The sequence below is a fragment of the Methanofollis ethanolicus genome (genome assembly GCF_001571385.1).
GTDB classification, from domain to species: domain Archaea; phylum Halobacteriota; class Methanomicrobia; order Methanomicrobiales; family Methanofollaceae; genus Methanofollis; species Methanofollis ethanolicus.
Window position 1 is genome coordinate 2,240,751 of the sequence record NZ_BCNW01000001.1, and the last position, 24,985, is coordinate 2,265,735.

The following is a 24,985-nucleotide window of genomic DNA, read 5'->3' on the forward strand; positions in this document are numbered from 1 at the left end:
GAGAATGTATCGATATCTCATCGTTATCGAAAAGACGGAAGGGAACTATTCGGCACATTCTCCCGACCTGCCGGGGTGCGTGGCGACAGGGAAGACGCGGGAGGAGGCGGAGGAGAAGATGCAGGTCGCCATTGAGATGCATGTCAGGGGACTGATCGAAGACGGTCTCCCGGTGCCCGAGCCGCAGTCCTCCGCGTCCTATGTGAGTGTGCAATAAGGTGCATGCAAGACCATCTCAGAATCTCTTTCAAAATCCGAAGCAGGCAGACGGCCTCCTCACTCCCGACGAGAGTATGGTCCCCGTTCAGTGCCCGCACTGCAAAACCATTGTCGGGCCGACCACCCGGCATTGTCCCGACGACTGCGGGCGCCTCTCGCCGACGACACCGAGGTGACCCGGGCACGGTCGGACGCCGGATATGGTGAGGTAGAGGATCAGGAAGAGACGAGGCGGCAGTAACCAGGTCGGACGTCACCGGGACAGGACATAAAAAAAGGGATCAGGTGAGGTTTAAAAAATATACAACACCCATCCCGACAAGGGTTGCAACGCTGTAACTTAGCAGCGTCCCGGTGAGAATGTATTCGCTCATGTCTCTTTTATCAGTATACCGGAATATCGCCTTCGCACCCACTAAAAATCCTATGGCCGTATACTGATCCACGAGAATGAAGGAGAGTATCAAAAAACGTTCGAGATAACCGATATATGTCCCTGCATTTTTTAACCCGTCATCTTCGGTTCCTTTGTTCTCTTTGTTCGCCTTTAATTCAATATAACCCATGAGTTTCCCGATACAGACGCCCCCGGGCCAGAGGACAATGAGATACCCAAGAAGGATGACGATCACGGTGGAGATCGTGACATCATCACAAGACAGATTCGACGTTGCCGGGTTGAGGCCACAGATACACCACCATATCAATATCACCACCAGAATATGGAGCGCCTGGTCTATGAAAAAAAGACGGACATCCGTGTATGTCGCGGAGTTCCCATCTGTATCGTTCAATTGTGCTTTAAAACCATCAATAATGAGATGAGTGAGGCAGACGATGATAAAGACCCCTATCGCCAGAGTCCACCCACAAAAATAAAGAGTCGGTACAAAAGCGAGGACGCCGGCAAGAGTGCCATGTATGTAAAGATAAGACGAGTGCCATTTATTTTTGGTTTTATCCGCAACCCAGCGATCGGGTTGAAGAACAAAATCAACCAACAGATGAGACATAACCAAGGAAAGGAAAAAGGCAAAACTCATCTCTGTCAGGGGATCCATCCGCTATCGGGAACAGATGTGCAGCAGCGCATAATAAACGTTCTGGAATTGCCGGATATCTCGATTTTTATCCTCAAACAAAAGAGCAGGGGCATCAGCACTCTGACATCATACACAGAATTTTTTAAAGAGTTATTAAGTATGGAGTTCATATCTTACAATTATGAATAATATAGTTAATATCTTACAATTATCAACTGTGGAGTTCATAATTGACAAACTATAAGTAAAGGGATCTGACATATCACATGTGCGGGAGTTGACGGGTTTATATGGCCGACAGGGGGATCTACGGGGTTTTAACAGGCGATATAATCAAATCAACAAAATTAAAGGATAAATATGGCGACGAGTTGATCGCGTTTATTAGAAATACCCTCGAAGACGCAGGAAAAAACACTATAAAGCCATATTCGATTTTCAGAGGGGATTCATTCCAGGGCATAACACGAAATCCGGAAAACGCCCTTGAAGATGCAATTCTCCTGCGACTCGCCCTTATTTCGAGCAAATATTCCGGGAATCTCAGGCAGGAGCACCTCGATGCACGGGTGGCAGTAGGTATCGGCACCGTTGACTACCTCCCTGAAGACAGGCCGGTCAGTGAAGGGGACGGGGAGGCATTCAGAAACTCCGGCCCCGAACTGGACAGGATGAAGAACGACAGAAAAAAAATGGTCGTGAAAACTCCGTGGGCCGGTATCAATGAAGAGTTCGAGATCTACTGTGCCTTTCTCGATCGCTCTTTCGATTCGATTACACCCAGGCAGGCAGAGGCACTGGTCTGTCTCTTCAAAGGATTGTCACAGCAAGAGATTGCCGAGAAATCAGGAGTATCACAATCCGCAATCTCGCATCGGATCAAAAAGACCGATTACGACATCATAAAGAAGATCATAGCCAGATATCACCACAAGATCCGGGAAGCATTGAATTCAGAATCAAATTCCAGAGATCTAAAAATAAAAATCGATAACCTTGCTTGAATTGAGAACAGAGTGTTCAATACCCCCGCCCGGATTCGAACCGGGGTCGCCGGATCCAAAGTCCTGCATGATTGACCACTACACTACGGGGGTGAACGGTCGGTACCTGTTGGTTTTCCAGATATATCATTCTGTTTTTTGATCCGCACCCTCAACCCGACCAGGATGGCTGTAGATGTTCAACTTTCCCCCCCGCGCGAACCCCACCACCGTGAGCCCGGTCTTCTCCGCCGTCTCCACGGCAAGGGAGGTCGTCGCACCGCGGGAGACGATCAGGGGGATGTTCGCGACAAGACACTTGCGGACCATCTCCGAGGAGATGCGGCCCGACGAGACGACATAGGTCAGGGAGAAGTCGACGCCGTTCCGGAGGCCGTAGCCGATCACCCGGTCGAGGGCATTGTGCCTGCCGATATCCTCCGCGACCGCGATCACCTTCTCGCGGTCGAGCAGGGCGACGATGTGGACGCCGCCGGTCGCCGTGTGGATCTCCGAGGTGAGGACCGACTGCACGGCGCCGAGGACCTCGGCGGGCGTGACCGTCAGGTCGGAGCAGACCGTCGGGAGTTTCTCCGTGTCGATATACGAGACGCTCCCCCCGCAGCCCGAAAGGATCGTCTTCTTTGTCCCGATGGACTTGAACGGGTTCGTCGTCAGGACGCTCACCCGGTTCTTCTCGACCTTGATCGACTCGATCTCCCCGGGCCCCTTTATGATCTCTTCGGTGAAGAGATAGCCGACGACAAAATCCTCGAAGTTGCCCGGGCTCATCATCGCAGTCATCGCATGCCTCCCGTTGACGAAGAGGGCCACAGGAAGTTCTTCCACGACGTCGTGAGCGATCGTCTCGAATCCTTCGCCGTCAAAACGGATGCAGGGTATTTTTCTGAACATACACTCTTCCTCTGTCGATCCGGGAGATCATTCCGGGCGGTCGACCTGTGTTTCGCCGTGTCGCCCCTCCGGGCAGGCGCCAGAGAGGAGGACACGGTCCGATATACAGGTTCCCGCCATGCCGATATCTATGTTCGGTAGACCGGTTCCGGAGGATCGCCTTGAAACAAAGTTTCAGACAGTACACCGGGAAACACCCGCGACCGAAAGGCAGGAAAACAATCTATACATAGGAGGCATGCAGATAGTACGGCACGACATTCACAATTGTGAATACGCCGCAGGGATACACCCGGGGTAGACCACTCATGAGTACCAAAGAAATGTATATGGGGCGCGAACCGCCGGTAAAAAAGGTCCTCTTCTGGTGCGACCGCTGCAATGTCCCCCTGATCGGACAGAAGTGCGGGTGCGGGGCCGAAGGGAAAAAAATCTCTCTCCTCCAGCCCTATGAGGTGCGCCCCGCGCTGAAAGGGGACATGGACCTCATCACCAGACTCGTGCACGAACAGTTCGGCACCGTCCCCCTTCCCCGGATCATGCTCCTGAACAAGACCGGCGGGGTCGACCGCGCCGACCTCGTCATCGCGCATGGCGGGCGCTTCGGCTGGCTCACCTTCGACCCCGTGAACCGGCGGTTCACTTTCGACATCGCCCCCGAGGCACTCCCGTACATCCTCGACCATGCAAGCAAAGGGATCGTCGACCTCGATAGCGTCGCGGCTCCCGGCGAAGTCAGGGGACGGATCGGCGGCAAGAAGTTCACCCTCACCGTCAATGTCCCCGAAGGGACGGTGATCGTGAAGTACAGGAACAGGTACGGCACCGGCACCGTGAAGGAGGGGCAGATCAGGGTGAAGGAAGTCGTGACGGTGGAGACACGCAGGCCTGCAAACCCGGACTGGAACGTCGCGATCAGGAAGAACCAGACCCAGCTCAAGAACCTCGAACAGGAAGCCATTCGCACCATCCGCAGGCACATGAACGACCGCCCGACGGCGAACATCTCGTTCTCCGGCGGCAAGGACAGCACCGCGGCCCTCCACCTCGCACGCAAGGCAGGGATCGAGACGGCGTTCTTCATCGACACCGGCATCGAGATCCAGGAGACCCTCGACTTTGTCGCCTCCCGACCCGGCGTCGAGATCATCGAGAAGGGCGGCGACTTCTGGCAGGCGGTGGAAAAGACCGGGCCGCCCGGCAAGGACAACCGCTGGTGCTGCAAACTCCTGAAACTCCAGCCTCTCAAACTCTACCTCGCCGGGGTCGGCCCCTGCGTCACCGTGCAGGGCAACCGCTGGTACGAGTCCTGGAACCGTGCGAGCCTTGAAGAAACGAGCCAGAACCCTGCAAACCCGCTGCAGTTGAACGTCTCCCCGATCCGGGCCTGGCGGGCGCTCGAAGTCTTCCTCTACCTCTGGTGGCAGAAGGTGGAGATCAACCCCCTCTATGATATGGGGCTCGAACGCATCGGGTGCTTCCTCTGCCCGTCGATGCTGGAGAGCGAATACGAGTTGCTGAGGGAGACGCACCCGGACATGGTTGCGCGCTGGGACGCCTTCCTCGAAAAATGGGCCGAAAGAAAGGGGCTTCCCGACGAATACTGCCGGTGGGGCCTCTGGCGGTGGCGCGCCCTGCCCCCGAAGATGCGGGAGGTCTGCAGGGACAGGGGGATCGCCTTCAACGACGACTACAGTGTGCGTGCAACACAAGAGAGGGTCGTGCGGCCTGTCGAAGTCGTCCGGGGAGAAGCAGCGCCCGGCCCCGCGATCGAAGAGGCGGGATTCCCGGTAGAGAGGATCCGCCGGGACTTCCCGATCCTGGGGGACCTCGTGTACCTCGACAACGCGGCGACCAGTTTCTCGCCCGAGGCAGTGGTCGAGGCGATGGTCGAGTTCGAGCACAGGTACCGCGCCAATGTCGGCCGGGGCGTGCACCGTCTCACCCAGATCGCATCGCAGCGTTACTGGCACGCCCATGAGAAGGTGGCCGCCTTCATCGGCGGGAAGGACGGCGTCACGGTCTTCACGAAGAACACCACCGAGGCGGTCAACATGGTGGCGCAGGGCCTCTCATGGAAGCCCGGCGACCGCGTCGTCACGACTATCCTGGAGCACCACTCCAACCTCCTGCCCTGGACGCACCTGAAGGAGCAGGGCGTCGAGGTCGTGGTCATACCGGTCAGGCCCGACTTCTCCCTCGACCTCGACGCCTTCAGGGAGGCGGTCGAGGCCGCGCCTCCGCGCCTGGTCGCCGTCACCCATGCCTCGAATGTCCTCGGCACGGTCACGCCGGTGGAGGAGATCGCCCGGATCTGCCATGAGCACGGCTCGCTCCTCCTGGTGGACGGGGCGCAGAGTGTCCCGCACATGCCGGTCGACGTCGCCCGTATCGGCTGCGACGTCTTCTGCTTCTCCGGCCACAAGATGCTCGGGCCGACCGGGACCGGCGTCCTGTGGATGAAGGAACCTATCCTCGAACCGACGATGCTCGGCGGCGGCATGGTCGAGGCGGTCACCGCCGACGGCTTCACCCCGGCGGAAGGCTACCAGCAGTACGAGGCCGGGACGCCGAATATCGGCGGCGGCATCGGGCTCGGTGCGGCGGTCGGGTACCTGGAAAAGATCGGGATGGAGGAGGTCAGGCAATACGAGGAGGAACTCACCTCCCGCCTCATCGACGGGCTGAAGGGCATCGAAGGGGTGCACGTCTACGCGGCCGAAGACCCGGCGGCCCGCATCGGGGTGGTCTCCTTCACCATCGACGGCCTGCACCCGCACGAGGTCGCGCAGCGCCTCGACGAGGGCGCGGAGATCATGGTGCGGTCGGGGCACCACTGCTGCATGCCGCTCATGGAGCACCTCGGCCTCCCCGAGGGGACGGTGCGGGCGAGTCTCGCCCTGTACACCACCAGGCAGGAGGTGGACCTCCTCGTCGCAAGCGTGGCCGAGATCTGCCGCGGCCTCTGAAAAATAGGCTCTGTAGAATTCCTCCTCCATAGGTTGATAGTGAGGTCATCCCAAAACTGATCTACTGTCTGTCCTGTCGATGGAATGATCGGTATGTGGTTCTGAAAAATCCTGTTCTCGTGTCTGTTCGGGGGGTTTCACCCCCCGGTCCCCCCTCCTCATTGCGAGAGGGGGCGGAGGGCAATCCCCTTCATCAGGATCTCTCTTCCCTGACCCTATCCTGTTTCGGGGGTCCGGGGGCGTCGGTCCCCCGGCAGAGACATGGGGGAAGGCGGTGGTTTCGCATGATTCTTCAGGGAATTCGGGAAGACATCGACCCGATCATGAAGTTTTCTCCCGAGCCCCCATGCAGAGATGGGGAGAGTGAACGAGAGTTTTGGGATATGCTCAGTGCGTGCTGATCCTCTGCCTTTCCCTTCCCGTTCGCCGGGGGACTTTTGCCCCCGGACCCCCGCGCGAGGATTGGTCCCGGGAAGAAAGGGTCGGAGTCCTGGAGGAGGAGGTCATCCCTGCCCCTATCCTGTACCAGGGGACCGGGGGCGGCAGTCCCCCGGCACAGTAGTGACCCACTGCTTTCTCCACGGGTCGAAGACCTTCGAAGGAGTCCGGACAGAGGTATCTTCTCCCCCGCGGACAGAAGCGGTGCCGTGCAGATCGCGATCCTCGGGGCCGAGTCGCTCGGCGCACGGTCGATGGCGACCGTCGTCCGGACCGCCGACCGGACGGTGCTCATCGACCCCGGCGTCGCCCTCGCCCCGAAAAGGTCGGGCTTCCCGCCCCACCCCAGGGAGGTGGAGGCTGCCGACAGGGTGAGGGAGGCGGTGCTCGCGTGGCTGCCGCGGGCGACCGACATCGTCATCACCCACTTCCATGGCGACCATATGCCCCTTGCAGACGCCGACCCGTACCAGGTCTCCCTCTCGGCATTCGTACCGCCGCGGGGGTGCCGGGTCCGGGTGCCGGGCGAGGAGGGCCAGTCAGGACAGGCGCGGGCGCGGCGCCGGGCCCTCGTGCAGGCCCTCGGCCGTCCCCTCCCCTCAGCCGGGGGGAAGGACGACGGCGTTGTCGCCTGCGCCGGCCCCTTCCCCCACGGCGGTGGAGGCGGAGGCGTGATGATCGTCGCGGTGAGGGAGGGGAACGCCTGTTTCGTTCATGCCTCCGACACGCAACTCCTCTCCCCCGAAGCGGTCGGGACAGTCCTCCGCTGGCGGCCGTCCGTGGTCTACACCTCTGGCCCGGCCCTGTACCTCCCGGAGGTCACCTGGGAGGAGGTCGACCTCGCCCGCGCCCATGCCGCCCGCATCGCCGCGGCGACCAGAACCCTCGTCATCGACCACCACCCCCTCAGGGGGGAGGGCGGCCTCCGGTGGGTCGAAGACGCCGGCGGGATATTGGCCGCCACATTCATGGGCGTCAGGCCCACCCTCTTCGAGGCGCGGCGCCGGGACCTCTGGGGGCGACCGCCCGCAGGTATTTATTGATCCCGGTGGATATCACGCCGGGGAGGGCATCATGACGGAAGGCGAGTTGCCGACCGATGTGCGGGCGATCATCACCGACGAGGAGGGGAGGTTCCTCCTTCTCAGGCGTGCAGAAGGGTTGAAAAAATATTCCGATCTCTGGGAACTCCCCGGAGGCTGGGTGAGGCCGGGAGAATCTCTCCCCCGGTGCCTTGAACGCACCGTCTTCGAGGAGACCGGGTTGACCCTCGACGTCTGCGGGTGCAGCGGGTTCTGTGAGTCGGTCTGGGAGGGAAAGACAGAGGTCCACCAGATCTGGGTGGCGCACCCGCAACGAAAGGAGGTCCGCCTCGCACCCGGACACACGTCATCGACCTGGGCGGGCCGAGACGAGATCGAAATGTTCCGGACGGTCCCCTGGCTGACAGATGCGGTCGGGCAGGTCTTCTGACCGTCATTTCACTTTTTTCAGCGACTCCCTGACAAATGCCGGGATGTCGGCCGGTTGCCTGCTGGTGACGAGGTTTCCGTCCACGACGACCTCGGCGTCGACATAGTCGGCCCCCGCGTTCCGCAGGTCCTGCACGATCGACCTCCAGCCGGTGACCCGCCTGCCTTCGAGCACCTGCGCCGAGATCAGGAGTTGCGGCCCGTGGCAGATGGCAAAGACCGGCTTTCCGCTCTCCACGAAAGACCGCACGAACTCCACGGCATGAGCGTCGCCCCTCAGGATGTCGGGGGAGAAGCCACCGGGGATGAGGAGGGCGTCGAAGTCGTCGGGCGTCGCGTTCCTGACGGCCCCGTCGACCTGCACCTGTGTCCCTTCTCTCTTCCCGGTGACCGTGGCCCCGGCCTTCAGCCCGAGTCGAACGACCTCGTGGCCTGCCTCGTCGAACGCCTGGACAGGCTTTGTGTACTCAGAGTTTTCGAACATGTCCGTGATCAGGACGGCAATACGGCTCATGGTGATCCTCCGCTCCAGTCTCTCCTTGACCGGAGCAGCGGGAGATATGGGGAGGGGGCATATATATCTCCCGGCACCGGCTTCCGGCGAGGGCCCGCAGATATATAGCAACATACGGTTTATGGCGCTGTGCCGGAAGCCGCACGTCCCCACCATCCCGGATATTTGGAACGCGTATTCAAAAAAAGGGGGATGCAGACGGGCACAGGGCCCGCATACGGATCGCCAGAGCGTACAGGGAGGACACACAGAAATTAATCCCGCCCCCCGTCATGCGAGAGCGGGAAGTACTGCCGATACACGGCCTGCCTCTCGTCGAGATCTGTGTGCAGGTAGATCTCGGTCGTCTTGATGGAGGCATGGCCGAGGTTCTCCTGGACGACACGGAGGTTCTTCGAGCGCCGGTAGAGTTCAGAGGCATAGGAGTGCCGGATCTTGTGCGGCGTGATGCCGGGAGGGGCGTATCGCTGGAAAATCCGCTGGACTGTTCTCGGAGAGAGGCCCTTGCCCTGCTGGCCCACGAAAAGAGGCCCCATGATTTTGTTCCCGATATAGTCCTCGACCTCTGCAAGAGTCTCGTCGTCCACAAACACCGTCCGGATCTTATCGCCCTTGCCCCGCACCCGGATAGTGCCTTCATCAAAGTCAATATCGCCGATGTCGATAGTACAGAGCTCGGAAACACGGACGCCGGTCGCGTAGATCAACCGCACGATCAGGCGATCGCGCTCGTCTTCGATCGACCGGAGGAGACGCATCACCTGGTTGTGCTTCAGGTATTTCAGTTCCTGATTCTTGATCCGCGGGCGTTCCACCGCAGGCATCGGATCTGCAGAGACTGCCCCCTGCGCATAGAGATAGGAATAGAAGGACGACAGCGACGAGATCATGCGATGAAGGGTTTTTGGTTTATAGGCGTGCTGCTCTGCAAGCCAGGTGAAATAATCAGTCACCATCGAGGTGGGCACCTCCGCCCGAGTCTGTAGGGAGGCGGGCTTGAAGGCCTGCGCATCGCACATGGGCGACTCGCCCAGAGGAGTGTGCCGGCAGACCCAGACATAGTGGGCGAAGTGCCGGACTGTTTCTCCATAACTTCTGACAGTCCTGGACGAGTAATTTCGCATTCGGAGGTAATTTTCGAACTTATACAGCCACTCCGAAAAATAACCCTTCTCCATCAGTTATTTTGTCTGTTTTGACCGCATATAAGTTTGTCGCAGAATATACATTCTGCGACAGATCGCACACCTTAATAGTCAGGCATTACGTACTGGGCATCATGCAGGGAAGTAACAGGAAACAGAACCTCCCGATTTCAAGCATGGAAGATAAAAAAGAATATCTTCGCCTGTATCGACAGAAAAACAAGGAAAGAATCCGCCAATATAATAAAGAGACGTACGTCCGCAGAAACCTCCTACCCCACCGGAAAAACAAAGAGGAAATTATCAAATATAAAGGGGGGAAGTGCCAGAAATGCGGTGTCTCGTTTGACGGAACCAACGCGGCAATATTTGACCTCCATCACCCAGATCCCGATACTAAAGAGAAGAATATCAGCAGCAACCCGCTCTCAACCCACAGAGAAGAGGTCGACAGGTGTATTTTAGTATGCAGAAATTGCCATGCACTCCTTCACTACCAGCTCACGAATGAAAAATATGGCCTACAATAAGCCCCTATTCCCCGGCAAAGCAAAAAGTAGGTGCGACAGAAGGAGCCTACCGACAGTAACATCGCTACGTCAGAGCCCGAACAGGGCAACTATATAAAGAACCGTCCTCACGCCACAAGGAGCCTATTTTTACAGAAAGAGATGTTAGGAGATGACCCCCTACATTTCGGACCATAGAAGAGCCATGAAAGAGACAGGAAATTGGAGATTTTGGCAACACCATTACAGCCAAGAAGCAACTCCTCATTACCGAAAAGACGAGGATAATGATCGTCCTCTCGACATCGAGAGCAAGTCAGAAGATCAGACCGGACTCACCCCACAAGAGAGAGAGATCACCCAGTCTTTTCAAACTCACTATCGATCGTTCTGTGAAGGCCTTCAAACGTCTTGATTCCCTTCGGTCGCCCCCCATTTATAGGCCGGGCTGGGGAAAAAAAGACCCAGAGATCGTGACGAGGACGATTGCCGCCCCGCCTGATCCAGCACCCCGAAGAGAAAATCGCTCCCACCACCCGTTCCGGAGCCCGCCTTGCACAGAGCGAACAGATATTCTTGAGAGTAGGGGGCCTCCCCGGGGGCGATATCATACGGGAAATGTCAGTCGCACGCGTGCAACGAGACTGAAGCGCCCGAATAGATGATGACGCGGATCCTTTCGGCCGTACAACCCCGGGCCCTGCCACCTGAGGTTTTACGACTCTTTCCCCCGTGTGCTCGCGGCCTTCACTTTCTCCCCGCACGGCCCCCCTTTATCTGGCGGCCCCCCAATGTTCATGCAAGGGACCCCAACCCGCCTTTGGGTATCCCGGCATCCTCAAACCTTGTGAATGTGGTGGAGCACAATCTCCATCTTCCCGACCTTTAGGATAGGGATTTTCCTCTCTATCCTTAAAACTTTAAGAGGCCGACTTTCCTTTTCAGCCCATTATTTATCTCTGCACCCTATTTGGGATTTGAAGACAGTTTTTCGGGCTGCCCCCTATGAGGTTCGCTCCTTTGGCCAGTACACTCTTTCGCCTGCGATAGATAGAACGTCGGGGTGCACTGATCCTCCCCCATACAGCGAAGACACATCAATCGGCGGCCCATCAAAAATGTGCACGCACAGGAAAATCTTTGATTTTCCCTCTTCCCAAAAAACACGCGCCGGGAACCCTCAAAGGTCTTCGACCTCTCATGCTCGTTATCGCTCGCAGCCCCAGGACATCGAAGATTTCGCCTTCTCGACTCCCCCGGTCGTTCAACCATTGCGAGTGGCCAGGGGAAGACAGAACAGATATCCTGAGGTGAGAGATTATCCTATCCCCGCCTATCCTGGATCTGAGGTCCAGGGGCGTAGTCCCGGAGGAGTGTGCGGGCTCACGGTCTTTCCCACTCAACAGAACCGGGAACTTTGCCCCCCCAGACAGTAAAAGACCGGGAAGTCTTCTCATACTCGCTTCGCTCGCACCTCGAAGATCAAGATTCAGGGAAGACCGGAGGTCATTCCGTGCACAGAAAACGCCAGGGCATTTTCTTGACGGGATTTACCGTCTCAGATAATTTTTGATCCCCCGCTCTCAAACTCACGTGCACTCGCACCCCGAAGGCCTTCGACCCTCCCGACCCCACATCATCGGGACTTCAAAGAACACAGATACTCTCGACTCCCGCAGGCCGTCAGCGAAAGCCCGTGGCGGTTCGTTCCCTGCCCGGGAGAAGGGCGGGCCCAACCGCCCCCATTCAGGATCTCCAACCCATTCTTCCGGCCCCCGCCCCCGACCCGGCACCGTACACGCGCCCCACACCGGCCACACATAAACCGTATGATGCTATATGTACGGATCGGCCCCTGAGGCCCGGCGGCGAGGGACAGACCGGTAATCTTGATACTCCGGAAAACCAATCCCGTAGTTAAATGAGCGATCCCGCAGACCGCACCGACGAGATCAACAAATACCGAAAGTTCAAGAAGGTCGAAGGCTCGACCTACCGGCGGGTCAACCAGTTCCTGCGCAAACACACCTACATCACCGCGCGGGAGTGGGCGATCGCCCGTCTCTGTGCCGACTTCCAGACCACAAGCGGCGCGGAGATGACCTTCGTCGGTGCGCACCTGCCGGAACTCGTCCCCTTCATGACCGAGCCCTACACCCCGCAGGCGGTGAACCAGGCCCGCAACGCCTTCAAGAGAAAGGTGAAGATGGCCGGGGCCACCTTCTTCTACGGTGCGATGTGCGGGTTCTTCACACCCGAAGAACTCGACGACATCCTCTTCGAGGCAAGCGAGGTGGCCCGCTTCCTCATGGAGATCGAGGGCACGGCCCTGGAGATCGACGACGAGATCGATGTCGAGGACAGAGTCGCCGAAGTCATGAAAAACATATCCCGTGCATCGTCCGACCTTCTCAAGGAACGGACCAGACGGGCAGAGAGCGAGGAGGAATAAGATGAAGATCATCCAGTTTGTCGGAAGGTCGAACTCCGGCAAGACGACATGTATCGAGGGACTGATCAGGGCCCTCAAAGAGAGAGGGAGCGTCGCCGCCGTCAAGCACCTCGGCCACGATCGGTACGCCCTCGAAGAAGGAAAAGACACGACAAAATATGCAGAGGCAGGCGCCGACCGCGCGGTCGGCATCGACGACGTCAGGGCCGTGACCGCCAGCCAGAGCCCCGACCTCACCGCCGTACTCACCGACCTCTGCGACGCCGGCATCGAGTACTGCATCGTCGAAGGCTTCAAGACAATTCCCTTCCCGAGAATCGTGATCGGAGATCTCGAATCCGACAACGTCGTCCTGAGAAACCCGACCATCGAGGAGACACTCGAACACCTCGACGCGTTCGAGGACTTCCAGACCCTGCAGGGCGTTGTCAGGGACCTGCGGCGCGCGTACCCGTTGGAAAGAGCGGGGGCCGTCCTCACCTTCAACGGCATCGTCAGGGAACTGACCGGCGACGAACGTACAGAGTACCTCGATTTCCCTGCCGGCATCGACACCCTCGTCGACGACCTCAGGAAGGAGGCCGAACAGACGCCCGGCGTCATCGGCGCCAGGTTCTATCACAGGAAAGGGCGGCTGTACGCCGGCGAGGACATCACCTACTTCGCCATCCTCGCCGAACACCGGCAGGAAGCCTTCGCCGCAATGGCGCAGGCGATCGACCGCCTCAAACAAGAGTGTCATGACAGAAAATGAAGGGATGCATATGAGCACAGAGAGAGTACAAAAACGGATCTTCGGGACAAACGGTGTGCGTGGCGTCATCGGCAAGGACATGACCCCCGACCTCGTGATGCGGATAGGCAAGGCCCTCGGCACGATGAGAAAAGGACGGATCGCCGTCGGGCGGGACACGAGAACCTCGGGCGAGGCCCTCGCCGCCGCCGTCTCTGCCGGCCTGATGGCGACAGGGTGCGAGGTCGTCGACTGCGGCGTCCTCCCGACCCCGGCCCTCCAGTACCTTATCATGGAGCACTTCGACGGCGGGGCGATGATCACCGCCTCCCACAACCCCCCGGAGTACAACGGCGTCAAGGTCATCGAACCCGACGGCACCGAGATGGGCGACGAGGAGACCCTGAAACTCGAAGAGATCCTCTTCTCCGGCGCCTTCGACGAGGTCTCCTGGGAGAAGGTCGGCGGCAAGAAGGACGCCCCCGACCTCAAGGAGGAGTACATCGACGCAATCGTCTCGCACTTCCCGCCCGGCATCGGCGCCGGCCTGACCGTCGTCGTCGACCCGGGTTCAGGGCCCGCGGCAGACACGACGCCGGCGATCCTCTCCCGCCTCGGCTGCACCGTCCACACCATCAACGCCCAGAAAGACGGGCGCTTCCCGGGCAGACTCCCCGAACCCAGCCCAGAAGGACTCGCACCCCTTGCAGAACTGGTCGTCGAAACCGGTGCGGCCTTCGGCGTCGCCCATGACGGTGACGCCGACCGCGCCGTCTTCGTCGACGACCAGGGGAGGTACGTGGAGGAGAACAGGGAGTTCGCCCTTGTCGGGAGTTACGTCTGCAGGAAGACGAAGGGCCGTGTCGTGACCCCGGTCTCCACCTCCCTCATCGCCGAGAAGATCGCCGCCATGCACGGGTGCACGGTCGAGTACACCCCGGTCGGGAGCATCTATGTGGCAAGGCGCATGCGTGAACTCCTCGGGGAAGGGAAAGAGGTCGCCTTCGGCGGCGAAGGGAACGGCGGGCTCATCTATCCCGACCACCAGTTCTGCCGCGACGGCGGTATGACGGCCGCCACGATGGCCGGCCTCCTCCAGGCCGAAGGGACGTCTCTTTCGGCACTCCTTGACGCCCTGCCGACCTATCATATCATCAAAGAGAAGGTGAAGACACAGGCGGCCGACGCCGTCGTCGCCGCCCTGAAAAAGCACTATGCCGGGGAAAAGATCGACTGCCGGGACGGGATCAGGATCAACAGGCCGGGCAGCTGGGCACTGGTCCGCCCCTCAGGGACGGAACCGATGATGCGGGTCGTCGTCGAAGCGGAGAGCAGAGAGGATGGAGAAGACTTTTTCAGGGAAATCATGGCCGTCGTCAGGGCGGCCGCACCGGATCTCACGTCCGCGTGAATACTTTGAAAAATATAAAAATCACAATCTATTTTTTTATTGCACTCCGATTAACCCGGAGATAGAGAAATCCCCGGGTCGTACCGGGACGATAGATAAAATAATCTTTGATTTTCTTTTGCGTTACGAATCTCAAAAGTCACCATAGAGAATGTTTATCTACTATTATCCAAATATATTCAGTCAGGATGAGCCGTGCCTGCAACTGAGATAGATATTTTAAAAAGAATACATCAGGTGGTCGCGCGGGGAGACCAGGGAGAGATCGAGACCTTACTGAGCGACATCTCTGATATCCCGAAGAGAAAGGAGAAAAAGGAGTTACTCGAAGAGATCCATGCAACCATACTCGATACAGCCTTCAGCGAGAATCATCCCGAGTTGACAAAAATCCCGTTGTCGCTCCCGAAAAACGATATCTTCGAACACATCCTGCACGCGACCCGGATCTATATCGACACCCGGGACCAGGCATGGCTCCAGGCCGTCTACGACCTCTCGAACTCGCTCGACAGGAAGAGTTCACAGTCCATCATCCTTGCCGAGGTGACCAAGAACCTCATCGAGGCCGGAGTCGACCGCGCCGATGCCGACCTGATCAGGGTGGGCATGGAGGTCTACCACCAGATCAGCTTCAGGAAGTACCGCTCAGCCCTCCTGATGGACATCGTCCCCCTGCATATCGTCTGGAGCGTCACCATCAGGGACACCACCCTCCTCACCGAGGCCGCCTTCCTCATCGAAGGGATCGGCGACATCTCCAAACGTTCCCTCCTCCAGAGCGAAGTCGCAAAGGCGATCGGGCGGATTGGCGTCTCCACGCGCGACTTCGAACTCATCGTCAGGGCGCTCAGGTCGGCCGCCGACATCAAGCAGAAGATCCGGCGGACAAACTGCATCGCCTACATCGTCGGCCAGACCTGGAAATCCCCCCTCAGTTCACAGATCTCGGACGTCATGGAGGTCCTCAAGAGGCTGGACGACCTCCCGGAGACAGAGATCGCGGAGATCTCCGCAGCCATGGCAGAGGAGATGATCGCACGGAACCACGACAAAGGCGCCGTCGTCGTCACTCTCGAAGCACTGGTCCGGGCCTATCCCTTCACCCTCCAGGGCATCATCACCGAACTCCTGAAAGCGGCGGAGAAGACCGGCGACCCCTACTATCTTGAGGCAGGGCTCACATTCAACACGCGCCTCGAACCGTCCGATGAGGTCCAGATCAGGGAAGTCGTCAGGGCCAGCATCGCCGTCGTCGAAAGGACGGGCGAGGCCAGGTTCATCCTCCAGGTCGTCCCCATCGTCGAGGAGGCGATCTCGGGCCCGAAGGCCTTCGCCATCTACCTCTCCCTCGTCCACACGATGCTCGAACGCGGGGCATTCACCCATGCCGTCGACATCTTCGGGAGGATCACCTCCTTCACCGAGATCGCCCAGATGGGGAACCAGTTCTGGGACACCACCGTGCTCCTGGTAAGCACAGGCGTCCTGCGGGACAGGGTCGACGACGTCAAGACACGCGTCTTCGCACGGATGGACACCGAGACGAAGGAGAGCCTGGTCCAGCGGAGCGTCACCGACCTCTGCAAAAACACCCCCTTCAACGATATTGTCCGGCACATCCCGTCCCTCGTAGCCCTCTGCGGCCTTCACAGGCGGCGCGACGAACAACTGCAGACGGCCATCGACCTCCTCATCGAAAGACAGTTCATCGAGTCCCTCGACCCCTCGTACCTCGTCGAGATCGCGAGAAACATCGGCAACCCTGAGGCAAGCGGAAGTTCTGTCTCGCGGATCGTCGCCAATATCGCAGACTACGGCGTGTCCCACAGGAACCGCGACTACCTCCAGCGTGCCGTCGGCCTCACCTGCGAGATCAGGGAGCAGAAGATGCGGTCGGAGGCGCTCTGCAGCATCATCGACCGCGCCGCAGACCTTGCCGTCTACCAGGGCGACCTCACGCTCCTGAAACGGATGCGCGGCTGGACCGACCCCCTGCTCGAAAAGGAGTACGGTCTCTACACCGCCGGCAACATCGTCCGCGGCATGGTCAAGTACGGCATCGACAAGGTGGCCCCTCACGCCCTGGAGAACGCCTACCAGATCGCACGGGAGATCGAAGACCCGTCCCTACGCCAGCAACTCCACGAACAGATCACCGAGGGGTTCATCAGGGCCGGGTGCCTGATGATGACCGAACCCCTCACCGCCGAGAACGTCGACCTCCTGGAGAACCGGATCTCGGTCTTCAGGCGGGCGATCGAGGTCCTCAAGGAGACAGTGGTCGAGAGGCGGTACTCCATCAGGATCGCACGGAGCATCGACATCATCGAGGAGTACGTCGCCAGTGCGCGGAACCCGTACCATGCCATCCCTCTTGCGATGTTCGTCCTGGAGATCAGCAGCAACGCCGAGCGGGACGCGATGATCGCACGGGTCATCGTCGATTTCGAGGACTACCTCGACGACCTCGCCTCCACCGACCCCTACGAGATGATGGCATTCATGCTCGCCCGTCTCGAATATGCGCGGGGTTCGCCCGAGGTGATGGAACTCACCCGTCTCCTCCTCCTCCAGATCGCAAGTCCGTACACACGGTACTCGGGGATGTGCACCCTCGCCGAGGGGTATCTCAGGATCAACGACACCGATAGGGCGACGACGATCCTGGACGGCATCCGCGACGGGGTCAGGGAGATGGAAGTCCCCCATGAAAAGACCCTGATCCTCTCCGACCTCGCGGGCCTGATGGCACGGGTCAACATCAAGGACGCCTACACCTGCTTTGACGAGGCCCTCTCCCTCATCCCCGTGGTCGACCCGGAGATGGGCGGCGTCGTCAGGAAACACCTGGTCTTCGCCCTTGTCAGTCTTCATGCCACCGAGCCGCGGGAGGAGAACATCGCCGGCGTCAACGATCTGATCATGACCATCGACGACCCGGTCGACTATGTGAACTCCCTCGTCGCCGCCTTCGGCATGGTCTCCCAGGGAGGGAGGACGGCAGAGGTGCTTGAGAAGATCTATGACGGCATTGCGGCCATTCCCTTCCCGTACGACCGCGCCTCCATGCTCATCTCGGTCGCTCCCATCGCCGAGAAATACGGGCAGGAACGCGACGCCGAGATGCTCCTCGCCGAGGCCGACAGGATCACCGCAGAGATCCAGATCCCGGTCGTCGCCGCGATGGTGAAGAAGGGCGTGAGCCAGATGTTCCTGATGCTCGCCGCGGCCCGGAATGACGAAAGTCTCAGGACCAGGGCAATCGACGCGATCCAGAGTATCGAAGACGAGATTATCAGGAACCGCGTCTTCGCGCAGATCGGGGTCAGTCCCGAGACCCCGATCACCGATCCGGCATACTCCAGGCTCATGGACGCCGCACAGGAGGTCATCGGTGCCGCCACCTCACGCCCGGACACCTCGTCCCTCGAGTACCTCATCGAAGGCGTCTCGGACCGGGCCCAGAGGGCGCGCTACTGCTTCGAACTCTACCTCCTCTTCCGCGACGCCGGCAGGGACCGCCTTGCCGACCACATCCTTCTCACCGGGATCGACGAGGCGAGCATCATCAGGCCGCTCTCCAGGCGGGTGCACGTCCTCTGCGACATCGCCCTCTCCCTCCACGAGGTCGGCGAGAAGAAGAAGAGCCGGGACGTCGTCGGCATGGCGGTCAACGCCGCCACCAACATCAGGCAGGACGACCTGCGGGACGAGGTCTTCAACGACCTCGACGTGGTGATGCGGATCCTCCAGGAGGAGCGGGCATGAAAACGGTCCGGATGGTCGTCTCGGGAAAAGTCCAGCACGTGGGGTTCCGGGCCTGCACAAAGAGGATCGCGGTCAGCCTCGGGGTCGGCGGCGCGGTGAAGAACCTCGCCGACGGCACGGTCGAGATCACCGCCTCAGGCGACCCGGTGGTCCTGGACAAGTTCGTCGCCATGCTCTATTCCTGTCCCCGCGTCGTGGTCAGGGAGGTCGGGGTGACGGCCCTGCCCTTTCATGAATTCCCCGACTTTTCCATCCTGCGCGAGATCCGTCAGTAAACAGGTGAAAACTCTTTTCCCGAGATCAGGGACGTCGACAGGTCTCGTGCGACCGACACGATCGGTTCGTCCTGAATGCTTGCATGGAGCGCCGGGAGCAGGCGACCGACAAGGGCGTCGGAGAGGATGCACCGCCCTGTCCCGGCCTCATAGTCGCCCGCGTCAAGGCCTGCACGCACCAGGGTAAAGACGGTCTCGTCCACCATAGCGGGCTTGAAGCCGTCGATCAGGTCGTTGACGAGAGCGCCGTTCCCCTCGTGGAGGGCGCCGGCGTTCGGGTCGAGGCCGGCGGCAAGGGCCGCACACTGTGCGACCCCGTACAGCATCGCATAGCCGAGAGAGAGCATCGCGTTGACGGGGTCGGGGTGAGGCCGCGCAGTCCGCCGCCTGAAGCCGGATCCGGGCGGGAGGGTCCTCGCCATCACTTCATAATAGGTGTCGGCGATCAGTCTGCTGACCCGCCTGAGTTCGTCCATTTTGATGAGGTACGGGAGTTCGTCCCTGTTCCTGTGGAAGAACTCAAGTTCCCCGTCATAGAGGAAAGACCAGCCGGATGAGTTTCCCATGCGTTCGATCGCGAGGATACGGGAGTCGGCCGCTTTCCGTGCGAAGGTCAGGGCATAGGTGTGCCCGAACATTTTTTTCTGGGCTTCCCTCACTCTCTCCCCTGCATCGTATCCGGAGGGGAGGACCTGGCCGGCAGGAAGGCCGTCGGCGTCGAAGAAGGAGATGGGCACGCCGGCGCGCCTGAGAGAGATCACGGCCGAGGTGTGGATGGTGTGGCCGCCGACGACGATGAGGTGGCCGACATTCTGGAGGTCATATTCCTGTACCGTGTTCATTCTCCGCACTGTCAGGGTGTTTCGGCTCGCCCTGACGTGCGCTCCCGAACCTGCGACCGTCACCCATCGTCCTGCCCTTTCCATGGTTAAAATCCCGGCACTGATGATCAGATGTGGCATCTCCCCCTAGATGAACAGATCGATATCCCCCGAACCTTGATTGCCGGGGACGTTCCTGAGAGGATCATGAAGGCCGGGGCAGGGGCAGAATGGCACACTCTCCGGGACGTCCTGGTGCACGAGCCTGGTATCGAGGTCTTTTTCGCCCTGACGGCACCGAAGCACCACCTCTACGAACGGTTCTTCTGTCTCGACGCCGCACGGCAGGAGCACCGGGGGCTCTGCACGGTCCTCCACGACGATTTCGGCGTCCGCGTCCACCGCCTTGCCGGGGCCGTGCGCGATGGCGCCGCGGCAGACCACGCGGTCAGGGCGGCCCTCGAAGAGGTCGCCGCCGGCGGGGGCAGGGCGATGGACCCGCCGGCAGCAGACCGGGACGCCGGCAACCTCTTCCTGACGGCCGTCCTCGACCCGGTGGCCGGAGACGGCCGGGTGACTCTCGGGAAGACGATGCACAACCTCTACTTCATGCGCGACCAGCAGGTCTGCACAGCCCGCGGCATGGTGACGGGGAGGATGGCGACGGCCGAAAGGCAGAGAGAGGTGGCGCTCACCGGCCTCGCCCTCGCGGCCCTCGGTGCGGGGCCTGTCGGCGCGGTGCGGGCAGGGAGATGCGAGGGCGGCGACGTCATCCCTGCCGGCGAGTTCGCCCTCGTCGGGTGCGGGTCGAGGAGCGACCGGGCGGGGATAGAATCCCTTCTCTCATGCGAGATCGGTTTCGACGAGGTGGCGGTCGTGCACGAACCTGTCCACCCCCTTGTCAGGGGCCGCGATCCTATGGTGAACATGCACCTCGACACCTACTGCAACATCGCGGGCGACGGTATCGCCGTCGGCACCCCGGCCCTCCTCGATCGGGCGGCGGTCGAGGTGCTCCACCGGGAGGGAGACGGGTTCGTGACGGCCGGATGGGAGGGGAACCTTACCTCTTACCTCGAAGAGAAGGAGTTTGCCGTCGTCCCGATCACCACTCTCGAACAACTCTGCTATGCCTCGAACTTTCTCTGCGTCAGGGACAGGGTGGCGGTCGCCGTCGACGCCGGGGCACTCGCCCCCCGCGTCCTCGAAAGGTTGCAGGAGAAGGCGGCGGAGAGGCCGGGGAAGTACGACGCCCTCCTCGCGGCGGCCCGGGAAGACTACCGGCGCCTCATGGCCGGGGGCGGGTTCTTCCCGTACACGAAGGAGGTCGCCGCGGCGGGCCTGGAGATGGTGCCTGTCGCGCTCACCAATGCCACAGGCGGGTATGGCGGGGCGCACTGCATGACCTGCACGGTCAGGCGGTGATACGCGTCCCGGCACGGCCCCTGACGGCCTTCTCCGCATCGTCGAGATGGGCGATGACCGCCTCCCGACCGCCGCCACGGACAAACCTGACGGCCGCCTCGACCTTCGGCGCCATCGACCCTTCAGCAAACTCCCCGGCGGCGAGGAGACGTTCTGCCTCCGCAGCGTCCATCACGGGGATCCGTTCCTCTTCGGCCGTGCCGAAGCGGCGGTACGCCCCCCTCACGTCGGTGAGCATGAGGAGGAGGTCGGCGCCGATGCCCGCGGCAATCCTCTCCGCGGCAAGGTCCTTGTCGACGACCGCATCGACACCGACAAGACGGCCGTCCCCCTCCCTGACCACGGGCACGCCCCCGCCGCCGCCCGCGATCACGACGGCGCCGCTCTCGAAGAGGGCCCGGATCGCCCGGACCTCAAGGACCTCGCGGGGAGCGGGGGAAGGGACCACCCGTCGCCAGCCCCGCCCCCCTTCCTCCCGCATCGTCCACCTCTCGGACGCACCGAGGGCCCGCGCCTCCGGCGCCGTATAATAGGGGCCGATCGCCTTGGAGGGGCGGGCACATGCCGGGTCAGACCTCTCCACCAGAGTCAGGGTCAGGACGGTCGCGACCGGCAGGTCGAGGCCGGCCGCATACAACCGGTTTGCCATGCACTGCTGGACCATGTAGCCGATCATCCCCTGGCTCTCGGCGCCGCAGACGTCGAGGGGCATCCGCGGCACCGCGTCCTTCGCGCACTCGTTCTGGAGGAGGATGTCGCCGACCTGCGGGCCGTTGCCGTGGGTGACCAGGACCTGGTGGCCGGTGGCGACCAGGGCGGCAAGAGGGGCCACGGCCGCGTCGATGTGGCCGAGTTGCTCCTCTGCGGTCCCCTCCTCCCTGTATCTGACGATGGCGTTGCCGCCGAGCGCCGCGACGATCTTCATCCGTCCTCCTTCAGGCAGAGGACGGAGACGACCTTCCCCTCCGCAGTCTGCCCGGAGACGACGCCGTGGATCTCGGTCTCGAAGCCCGGGAAGGCGGTGTCGAAGTCACCGTACAGGAGGAGGAAGTTGACGAGGCAGCGGTCCTCCTCAAGGACACGCTCGCCGGGCATCAGCACCGGGATGCCGGGCGGGTACGGGACGACCATCACCGCCGCCGTCCTCCCGATGATCGAGCCGATGGGCACCGTCTCGGTCTCGCCGGCCACGAGGTGGCGGTAGGCCTCGGCCGGGGTCATCACGGCCTCGGGGATGCCGGCGTACACCGTCTTCAGCACGCCTGCAATGTTCCGCCTCCTGAGGTAGGCGTGCATCGCGTCGCAGAGGTCGGCAAGCCCCATGTCGCCGTAGACTCCGGGGTGGGCGCGGGTGAGGGCCGGGAAGACCCGTTCGAGCGGGGCGTTCTCGTCATAGAGGTCCTTGAACTCGAAGAGCTGGGCGATGAGGGTGCCCGATTTCCCTCGCGAGATCCCCATCGTGAAGAGGATGAGGAAAGAGTAGAAGCCGCTCTTCTCCACGACGATCCCGCGCGACTGGAGGAAGCGGGAGACGACCGGGGCCGGGATGCCGCGCATCCCCATGCCGCCGTCCGTCTCGACGCCCGGCGTGAGGACGGTCACTTTCAGGGGGTCGAGGAGGACATAGCCCTCGTCCAGGCCCTCGAACCCGTGCCAGGCGTCGCCGGGCCGGAGGGTCCAGAAGGCGAGGTGTCTCTCCAGGTCGTCGCCGGCCTCGGGGCGGGGCGGCAGGTCGGGAAAGTCCCCGCCCTCGGGTTGCCAGATCCCGAACCACCACCTCTCCCCCGCCTCGTCGCCCGCCGCGAGTTGCTCGCCTATCTGGACCATCTTCTGCCTGAAGATCAGCGCCTCCTCGAGGGTGTCGGCGATGAGGGCCGTGCCTGAGTCGCCCTCCATCATCTTCGCGGCGACGTCGAGGGAGGCGATGATCGAGTAGGCGGGGGAGGTGGACGAGTGCATCATAAATGCCTCGTTGAAGCGTTCGGGGTCGACACGGCCATCCTCGGGGCGGTGGCCGTCGAGGATGTGGACCATCGAGGCCTGGGAAAAGGCGGCGAGGACTTTGTGGGTGGACTGGGTGGCGTAGAGGACGGGGTCGTCCGGGCCGAGGCCTGCCCCGGACATCGCGTACCGCCCCTCGTACAGGGGGTGGACACAGGCATAGCCGTACCACGCCTCGTCGAAGTGGAGGGCGTCCACCATGCCCCGCAGCCAGCCGCGGACAGCGCCGACGTCGTAGCAGAGGCCGTCATAGGTGGTGTTCGTGATGACGGCGAGTTTCGGGGCGGCATCGGGCTGCGCCAGCCTGTTCGACCGGATCTTTTCCAGGATTGCATCCTCCGAGAACTCGGACGCGGGGATGGGGCCGATGATCCCGTAGTTGTTCCGCGTCGGGACCAGGTAGACGGGGACGGCGCCCGTGAGGATGATCGCGTACATCACCGACTTGTGGCAGTTCCTGTCGACGAGGACGATGTCGCCGGGGGATACGCAGGACGAAAAGACGATCTTGTTCGCCGTCGAGGTCCCGTTCGTCACGAAATACGTCCTGTCGGCCCCGAAGATCCGGGCGGCGTCGGCCTCGGCCTCGCCCACCACCCCCGAGTGCTCCAGGAGGGACCCGAGTTCGGGGACGGAGACGGAGAGGTCGGCCCTGAGGGTGTTCTCCCCGAAGAATTCGTAGAAGAGTTTGCCGACCGGCGACTTGAGGAAGGCGGCGCCGCCGGTGTGGCCGGGGGTGTGCCAGGCATAGGTGTACTCCTGGGTGTACCTGACGAGTTCGCCGAAGAAGGCGGGGAGGAGGGTGTCGAGATAGTCGCCGGTGACGTCCTCGATCCGGCCGGCGACGAACCGCGGGGTGTTGTCGAGTTTCCAGAAGTAGCCGTCGATGGTCCTGACCACCTCCAGGGGGATCTCGTTCACGGCCAGTTTGCGGGTGAACAGGAATATCGGGAGCGACCTGTTCCTCGTCCTGATCTCCCGGATCATCTCGGCCGGCCCCGGAGCGTCGGGGGCGTCGGCCTGGAGGTCCCAGTCGAGGAGGACGCCGGCGATCTCCGGGTACGACGACCGGAAGATGGAGAGGGCGTCGTCGATGGTCGTGGCCTCGACCACGTCGAAGTCGAGGTCTTTCAGGAGCCTGATGATCTCCCGGAGGGCGATGCCTCCCGCGGTCTTTGCCCCGAGTTCGGAGTCAATGATGAGGATGGAGAGGTCGAGGTTGCTGTACCATTCCATGGTCTCGTGCCCTCAGGGGGGAGTGGGCGAGGGAGGCATAAAAGGTATGGGTGAGGAGGGAGACATACCGACTTTCCCGAAACACAGGCAGGTTGCCACGTGAAGAGCGGCGCGGACCAACTGCCTTCCCAAAGCACAGGCCGGGGGCTACGCCGGAAATCAAAGATTTTCTTGAACTCGCTATCGCTCGTTGCCCCCGGACCCCCGTTCAGGATTGGGCCGGGGAAGTCCGAAGAGGAGATCTGGAGGAAGATTGCCCTATCCACGCCTATCCTGCACCGGGGGGCCGGGGGCGGTAGTCCCCCGGCATGAAACACAGATCAATCATCTTTCCCGCACACACCACAGGCGTCCCCCGGAGGAAAATCCCGACCCCCCGCCTTCCCCACGCGGTTCGCCGGGGGCTATCGCCCCCGGACCCCACATTGGGATAGGGCCGGGGAAGACAGAGCAGAGATCCTTGAGGTAGGAGATAACCATCCCTCCGCCTATCCTGAGCGGGGTGCGAGCACAAGCGAGCATGAGAAGATCGAAGATCTTCGAGGGCCGAGGGCTGCGAACGAAGTGAGCACAAGAATATCTCTGATTTTCGGCGGTAGTCCCCCGGAGGAGAACGTCGGCAGGACACATGGTATGGCGCAGGAACACCTTTC

The 24,985-nt window shown here is 61.1% G+C and carries 19 protein-coding genes, 1 tRNA gene and 1 pseudogene; 12 read left to right on the forward strand and 9 right to left on the reverse strand.

Annotation, left to right across the window (positions count from 1 at the left end; translation table 11 throughout):
* The first annotated feature begins 4 nt into the window (after positions 1-4).
* A complete protein-coding gene (locus tag MEFOE_RS10795) occupies positions 5-217 on the forward strand; it encodes a type II toxin-antitoxin system HicB family antitoxin (protein ID WP_067053239.1) in 213 nt (70 codons plus the stop codon).
* Positions 218-500: 283 nt separating this feature from the next.
* Here MEFOE_RS10795 and MEFOE_RS14520 read toward each other — a convergent pair whose 3' ends face one another.
* Together MEFOE_RS14520 and MEFOE_RS14765 are read right to left on the reverse strand one after the other, a co-directional pair.
* Positions 501-935 (reverse strand): hypothetical protein, encoded by a 435-nt coding sequence (locus MEFOE_RS14520; protein WP_235809612.1) that lies wholly within the window; start codon positions 933-935, stop codon positions 501-503.
* 15 nt (positions 936-950) lie between these two features.
* A pseudogene (locus MEFOE_RS14765) lies at positions 951-1,280 on the reverse strand (DUF3307 domain-containing protein); the annotation flags it as partial.
* 272 nt (positions 1,281-1,552) lie between these two features.
* Here MEFOE_RS14765 and MEFOE_RS10805 point away from each other — a divergent pair.
* Positions 1,553-2,266, forward strand: a complete 714-nt coding sequence (locus tag MEFOE_RS10805) for a helix-turn-helix domain-containing protein (protein ID WP_067051979.1) — start codon at positions 1,553-1,555, stop codon at positions 2,264-2,266.
* Between the two features lie 20 nt (positions 2,267-2,286).
* On the opposite strand, the gene MEFOE_RS10810 is transcribed toward MEFOE_RS10805, so the two are convergent.
* Both MEFOE_RS10810 and fdhD read right to left on the reverse strand, forming a co-directional pair.
* Positions 2,287-2,359, reverse strand: a tRNA-Gln gene (locus tag MEFOE_RS10810).
* A 33-nt stretch (positions 2,360-2,392) separates the two neighbouring features.
* Positions 2,393-3,160 carry a formate dehydrogenase accessory sulfurtransferase FdhD gene (gene fdhD / locus MEFOE_RS10815; protein ID WP_067051982.1) on the reverse strand — a complete coding sequence of 256 codons (768 nt, stop codon included), beginning with the start codon at positions 3,158-3,160 and terminating at the stop codon, positions 2,393-2,395.
* A 308-nt stretch (positions 3,161-3,468) separates the two neighbouring features.
* On the opposite strand from fdhD, the gene MEFOE_RS10820 reads away from it, so the two are divergent.
* From MEFOE_RS10820 to MEFOE_RS14075, 3 genes are all read left to right on the forward strand, one after another.
* Positions 3,469-6,129: an aminotransferase class V-fold PLP-dependent enzyme gene (locus MEFOE_RS10820; RefSeq protein WP_235809614.1), complete on the forward strand. Its 2,661-nt coding sequence runs from the start codon at positions 3,469-3,471 to the stop codon at positions 6,127-6,129.
* A gap of 647 nt (positions 6,130-6,776) precedes the next feature.
* Positions 6,777-7,610 carry an MBL fold metallo-hydrolase gene (locus tag MEFOE_RS14070; RefSeq protein ID WP_067051984.1) on the forward strand — a complete coding sequence of 278 codons (834 nt, stop codon included), beginning with the start codon at positions 6,777-6,779 and terminating at the stop codon, positions 7,608-7,610.
* 31 nt (positions 7,611-7,641) lie between these two features.
* Positions 7,642-8,040: an NUDIX hydrolase gene (locus MEFOE_RS14075; RefSeq protein ID WP_067051986.1), complete on the forward strand. Its 399-nt coding sequence runs from the start codon at positions 7,642-7,644 to the stop codon at positions 8,038-8,040.
* 3 nt (positions 8,041-8,043) lie between these two features.
* Here the strand turns inward: MEFOE_RS14075 and MEFOE_RS10835 are convergent, their stop codons facing one another.
* Complete coding sequence (locus tag MEFOE_RS10835; protein ID WP_067053245.1) at positions 8,044-8,553, reverse strand: type 1 glutamine amidotransferase domain-containing protein; 510 nt, start codon at positions 8,551-8,553, stop codon at positions 8,044-8,046.
* A gap of 254 nt (positions 8,554-8,807) precedes the next feature.
* A complete protein-coding gene (xerA, locus tag MEFOE_RS10840; protein WP_067051988.1) occupies positions 8,808-9,731 on the reverse strand; it encodes a site-specific tyrosine recombinase/integron integrase in 924 nt (307 codons plus the stop codon).
* A gap of 101 nt (positions 9,732-9,832) precedes the next feature.
* On the opposite strand from xerA, the gene MEFOE_RS10845 reads away from it, so the two are divergent.
* The 6 genes from MEFOE_RS10845 (at position 9,833) to MEFOE_RS10870 (ending at position 18,849) form a co-directional block, all read left to right on the forward strand.
* The gene (locus MEFOE_RS10845) at positions 9,833-10,228 is read left to right on the forward strand and encodes a hypothetical protein (RefSeq protein WP_153015950.1); all 396 of its coding nucleotides are present in this window, start codon (positions 9,833-9,835) and stop codon (positions 10,226-10,228) included.
* A gap of 1,900 nt (positions 10,229-12,128) precedes the next feature.
* Positions 12,129-12,659 (forward strand): DUF5806 family protein, encoded by a 531-nt coding sequence (locus tag MEFOE_RS10850; protein WP_067051992.1) that lies wholly within the window; start codon positions 12,129-12,131, stop codon positions 12,657-12,659.
* A 1-nt stretch (position 12,660) separates the two neighbouring features.
* Entirely contained in the window at positions 12,661-13,413 is a 753-nt protein-coding gene (mobB, locus tag MEFOE_RS10855; RefSeq protein ID WP_067051993.1) for a molybdopterin-guanine dinucleotide biosynthesis protein B, read from the forward strand.
* Positions 13,414-13,423: 10 nt separating this feature from the next.
* A complete protein-coding gene (gene glmM / locus MEFOE_RS10860; RefSeq protein ID WP_067053248.1) occupies positions 13,424-14,803 on the forward strand; it encodes a phosphoglucosamine mutase in 1,380 nt (459 codons plus the stop codon).
* A gap of 237 nt (positions 14,804-15,040) precedes the next feature.
* Positions 15,041-18,574: a hypothetical protein gene (locus MEFOE_RS10865; protein WP_067051995.1), complete on the forward strand. Its 3,534-nt coding sequence runs from the start codon at positions 15,041-15,043 to the stop codon at positions 18,572-18,574.
* On the forward strand, positions 18,571-18,849 hold the full coding sequence (locus MEFOE_RS10870) for an acylphosphatase (RefSeq protein WP_067051998.1): 279 nt from the start codon (positions 18,571-18,573) through the stop codon (positions 18,847-18,849). Before MEFOE_RS10865 ends, MEFOE_RS10870 begins: the two co-directional genes overlap by 4 nt.
* On the opposite strand, the gene cas1 is transcribed toward MEFOE_RS10870, so the two are convergent.
* On the reverse strand, positions 18,843-19,811 hold the full coding sequence (cas1, locus tag MEFOE_RS10875) for a CRISPR-associated endonuclease Cas1 (RefSeq protein WP_083523506.1): 969 nt from the start codon (positions 19,809-19,811) through the stop codon (positions 18,843-18,845). The genes MEFOE_RS10870 and cas1 overlap by 7 nt on opposite strands.
* 66 nt (positions 19,812-19,877) lie before the next feature.
* On the opposite strand from cas1, the gene MEFOE_RS10880 reads away from it, so the two are divergent.
* A complete protein-coding gene (locus tag MEFOE_RS10880) occupies positions 19,878-21,095 on the forward strand; it encodes an arginine deiminase family protein (RefSeq protein ID WP_160329539.1) in 1,218 nt (405 codons plus the stop codon).
* Here the strand turns inward: MEFOE_RS10880 and arcC are convergent.
* Positions 21,085-22,020 (reverse strand): carbamate kinase, encoded by a 936-nt coding sequence (gene arcC / locus MEFOE_RS10885; RefSeq protein ID WP_067052003.1) that lies wholly within the window; start codon positions 22,018-22,020, stop codon positions 21,085-21,087. The genes MEFOE_RS10880 and arcC overlap by 11 nt on opposite strands.
* Positions 22,017-24,332 (reverse strand): Orn/Lys/Arg family decarboxylase, encoded by a 2,316-nt coding sequence (locus MEFOE_RS10890; protein ID WP_067052005.1) that lies wholly within the window; start codon positions 24,330-24,332, stop codon positions 22,017-22,019. Before MEFOE_RS10890 ends, arcC begins: the two co-directional genes overlap by 4 nt.
* Positions 24,333-24,985: the final 653 nt, after the last annotated feature.

Bases quoted from the DNA above. Each gene is read 5' to 3' on its own strand.
- MEFOE_RS10870 (WP_067051998.1), top strand. From the start codon at position 18,571: ATGAAAACGGTCCGGATGGTCGTCTCGGGAAAAGTCCAGCACGTGGGG.
- MEFOE_RS10845 (WP_153015950.1), top strand. From the start codon at position 9,833: ATGCAGGGAAGTAACAGGAAACAGAACCTCCCGATTTCAAGCATGGAA.
- MEFOE_RS10805 (WP_067051979.1), top strand. From the start codon at position 1,553: ATGGCCGACAGGGGGATCTACGGGGTTTTAACAGGCGATATAATCAAA.
- glmM (WP_067053248.1), top strand. From the start codon at position 13,424: ATGAGCACAGAGAGAGTACAAAAACGGATCTTCGGGACAAACGGTGTG.
- MEFOE_RS10850 (WP_067051992.1), top strand. From the start codon at position 12,129: ATGAGCGATCCCGCAGACCGCACCGACGAGATCAACAAATACCGAAAG.
- MEFOE_RS14075 (WP_067051986.1), top strand. From the start codon at position 7,642: ATGACGGAAGGCGAGTTGCCGACCGATGTGCGGGCGATCATCACCGAC.
- MEFOE_RS10820 (WP_235809614.1), top strand. From the start codon at position 3,469: ATGAGTACCAAAGAAATGTATATGGGGCGCGAACCGCCGGTAAAAAAG.
- MEFOE_RS10795 (WP_067053239.1), top strand. From the start codon at position 5: ATGTATCGATATCTCATCGTTATCGAAAAGACGGAAGGGAACTATTCG.
- arcC (WP_067052003.1), bottom strand. From the start codon at position 22,020: ATGAAGATCGTCGCGGCGCTCGGCGGCAACGCCATCGTCAGATACAGG.
- MEFOE_RS10835 (WP_067053245.1), bottom strand. From the start codon at position 8,553: ATGAGCCGTATTGCCGTCCTGATCACGGACATGTTCGAAAACTCTGAG.
- mobB (WP_067051993.1), top strand. From the start codon at position 12,661: ATGAAGATCATCCAGTTTGTCGGAAGGTCGAACTCCGGCAAGACGACA.
- fdhD (WP_067051982.1), bottom strand. From the start codon at position 3,160: ATGTTCAGAAAAATACCCTGCATCCGTTTTGACGGCGAAGGATTCGAG.
- MEFOE_RS10890 (WP_067052005.1), bottom strand. From the start codon at position 24,332: ATGGAATGGTACAGCAACCTCGACCTCTCCATCCTCATCATTGACTCC.
- xerA (WP_067051988.1), bottom strand. From the start codon at position 9,731: ATGGAGAAGGGTTATTTTTCGGAGTGGCTGTATAAGTTCGAAAATTAC.
- MEFOE_RS10880 (WP_160329539.1), top strand. From the start codon at position 19,878: ATGAAGGCCGGGGCAGGGGCAGAATGGCACACTCTCCGGGACGTCCTG.
- cas1 (WP_083523506.1), bottom strand. From the start codon at position 19,811: ATGCCACATCTGATCATCAGTGCCGGGATTTTAACCATGGAAAGGGCA.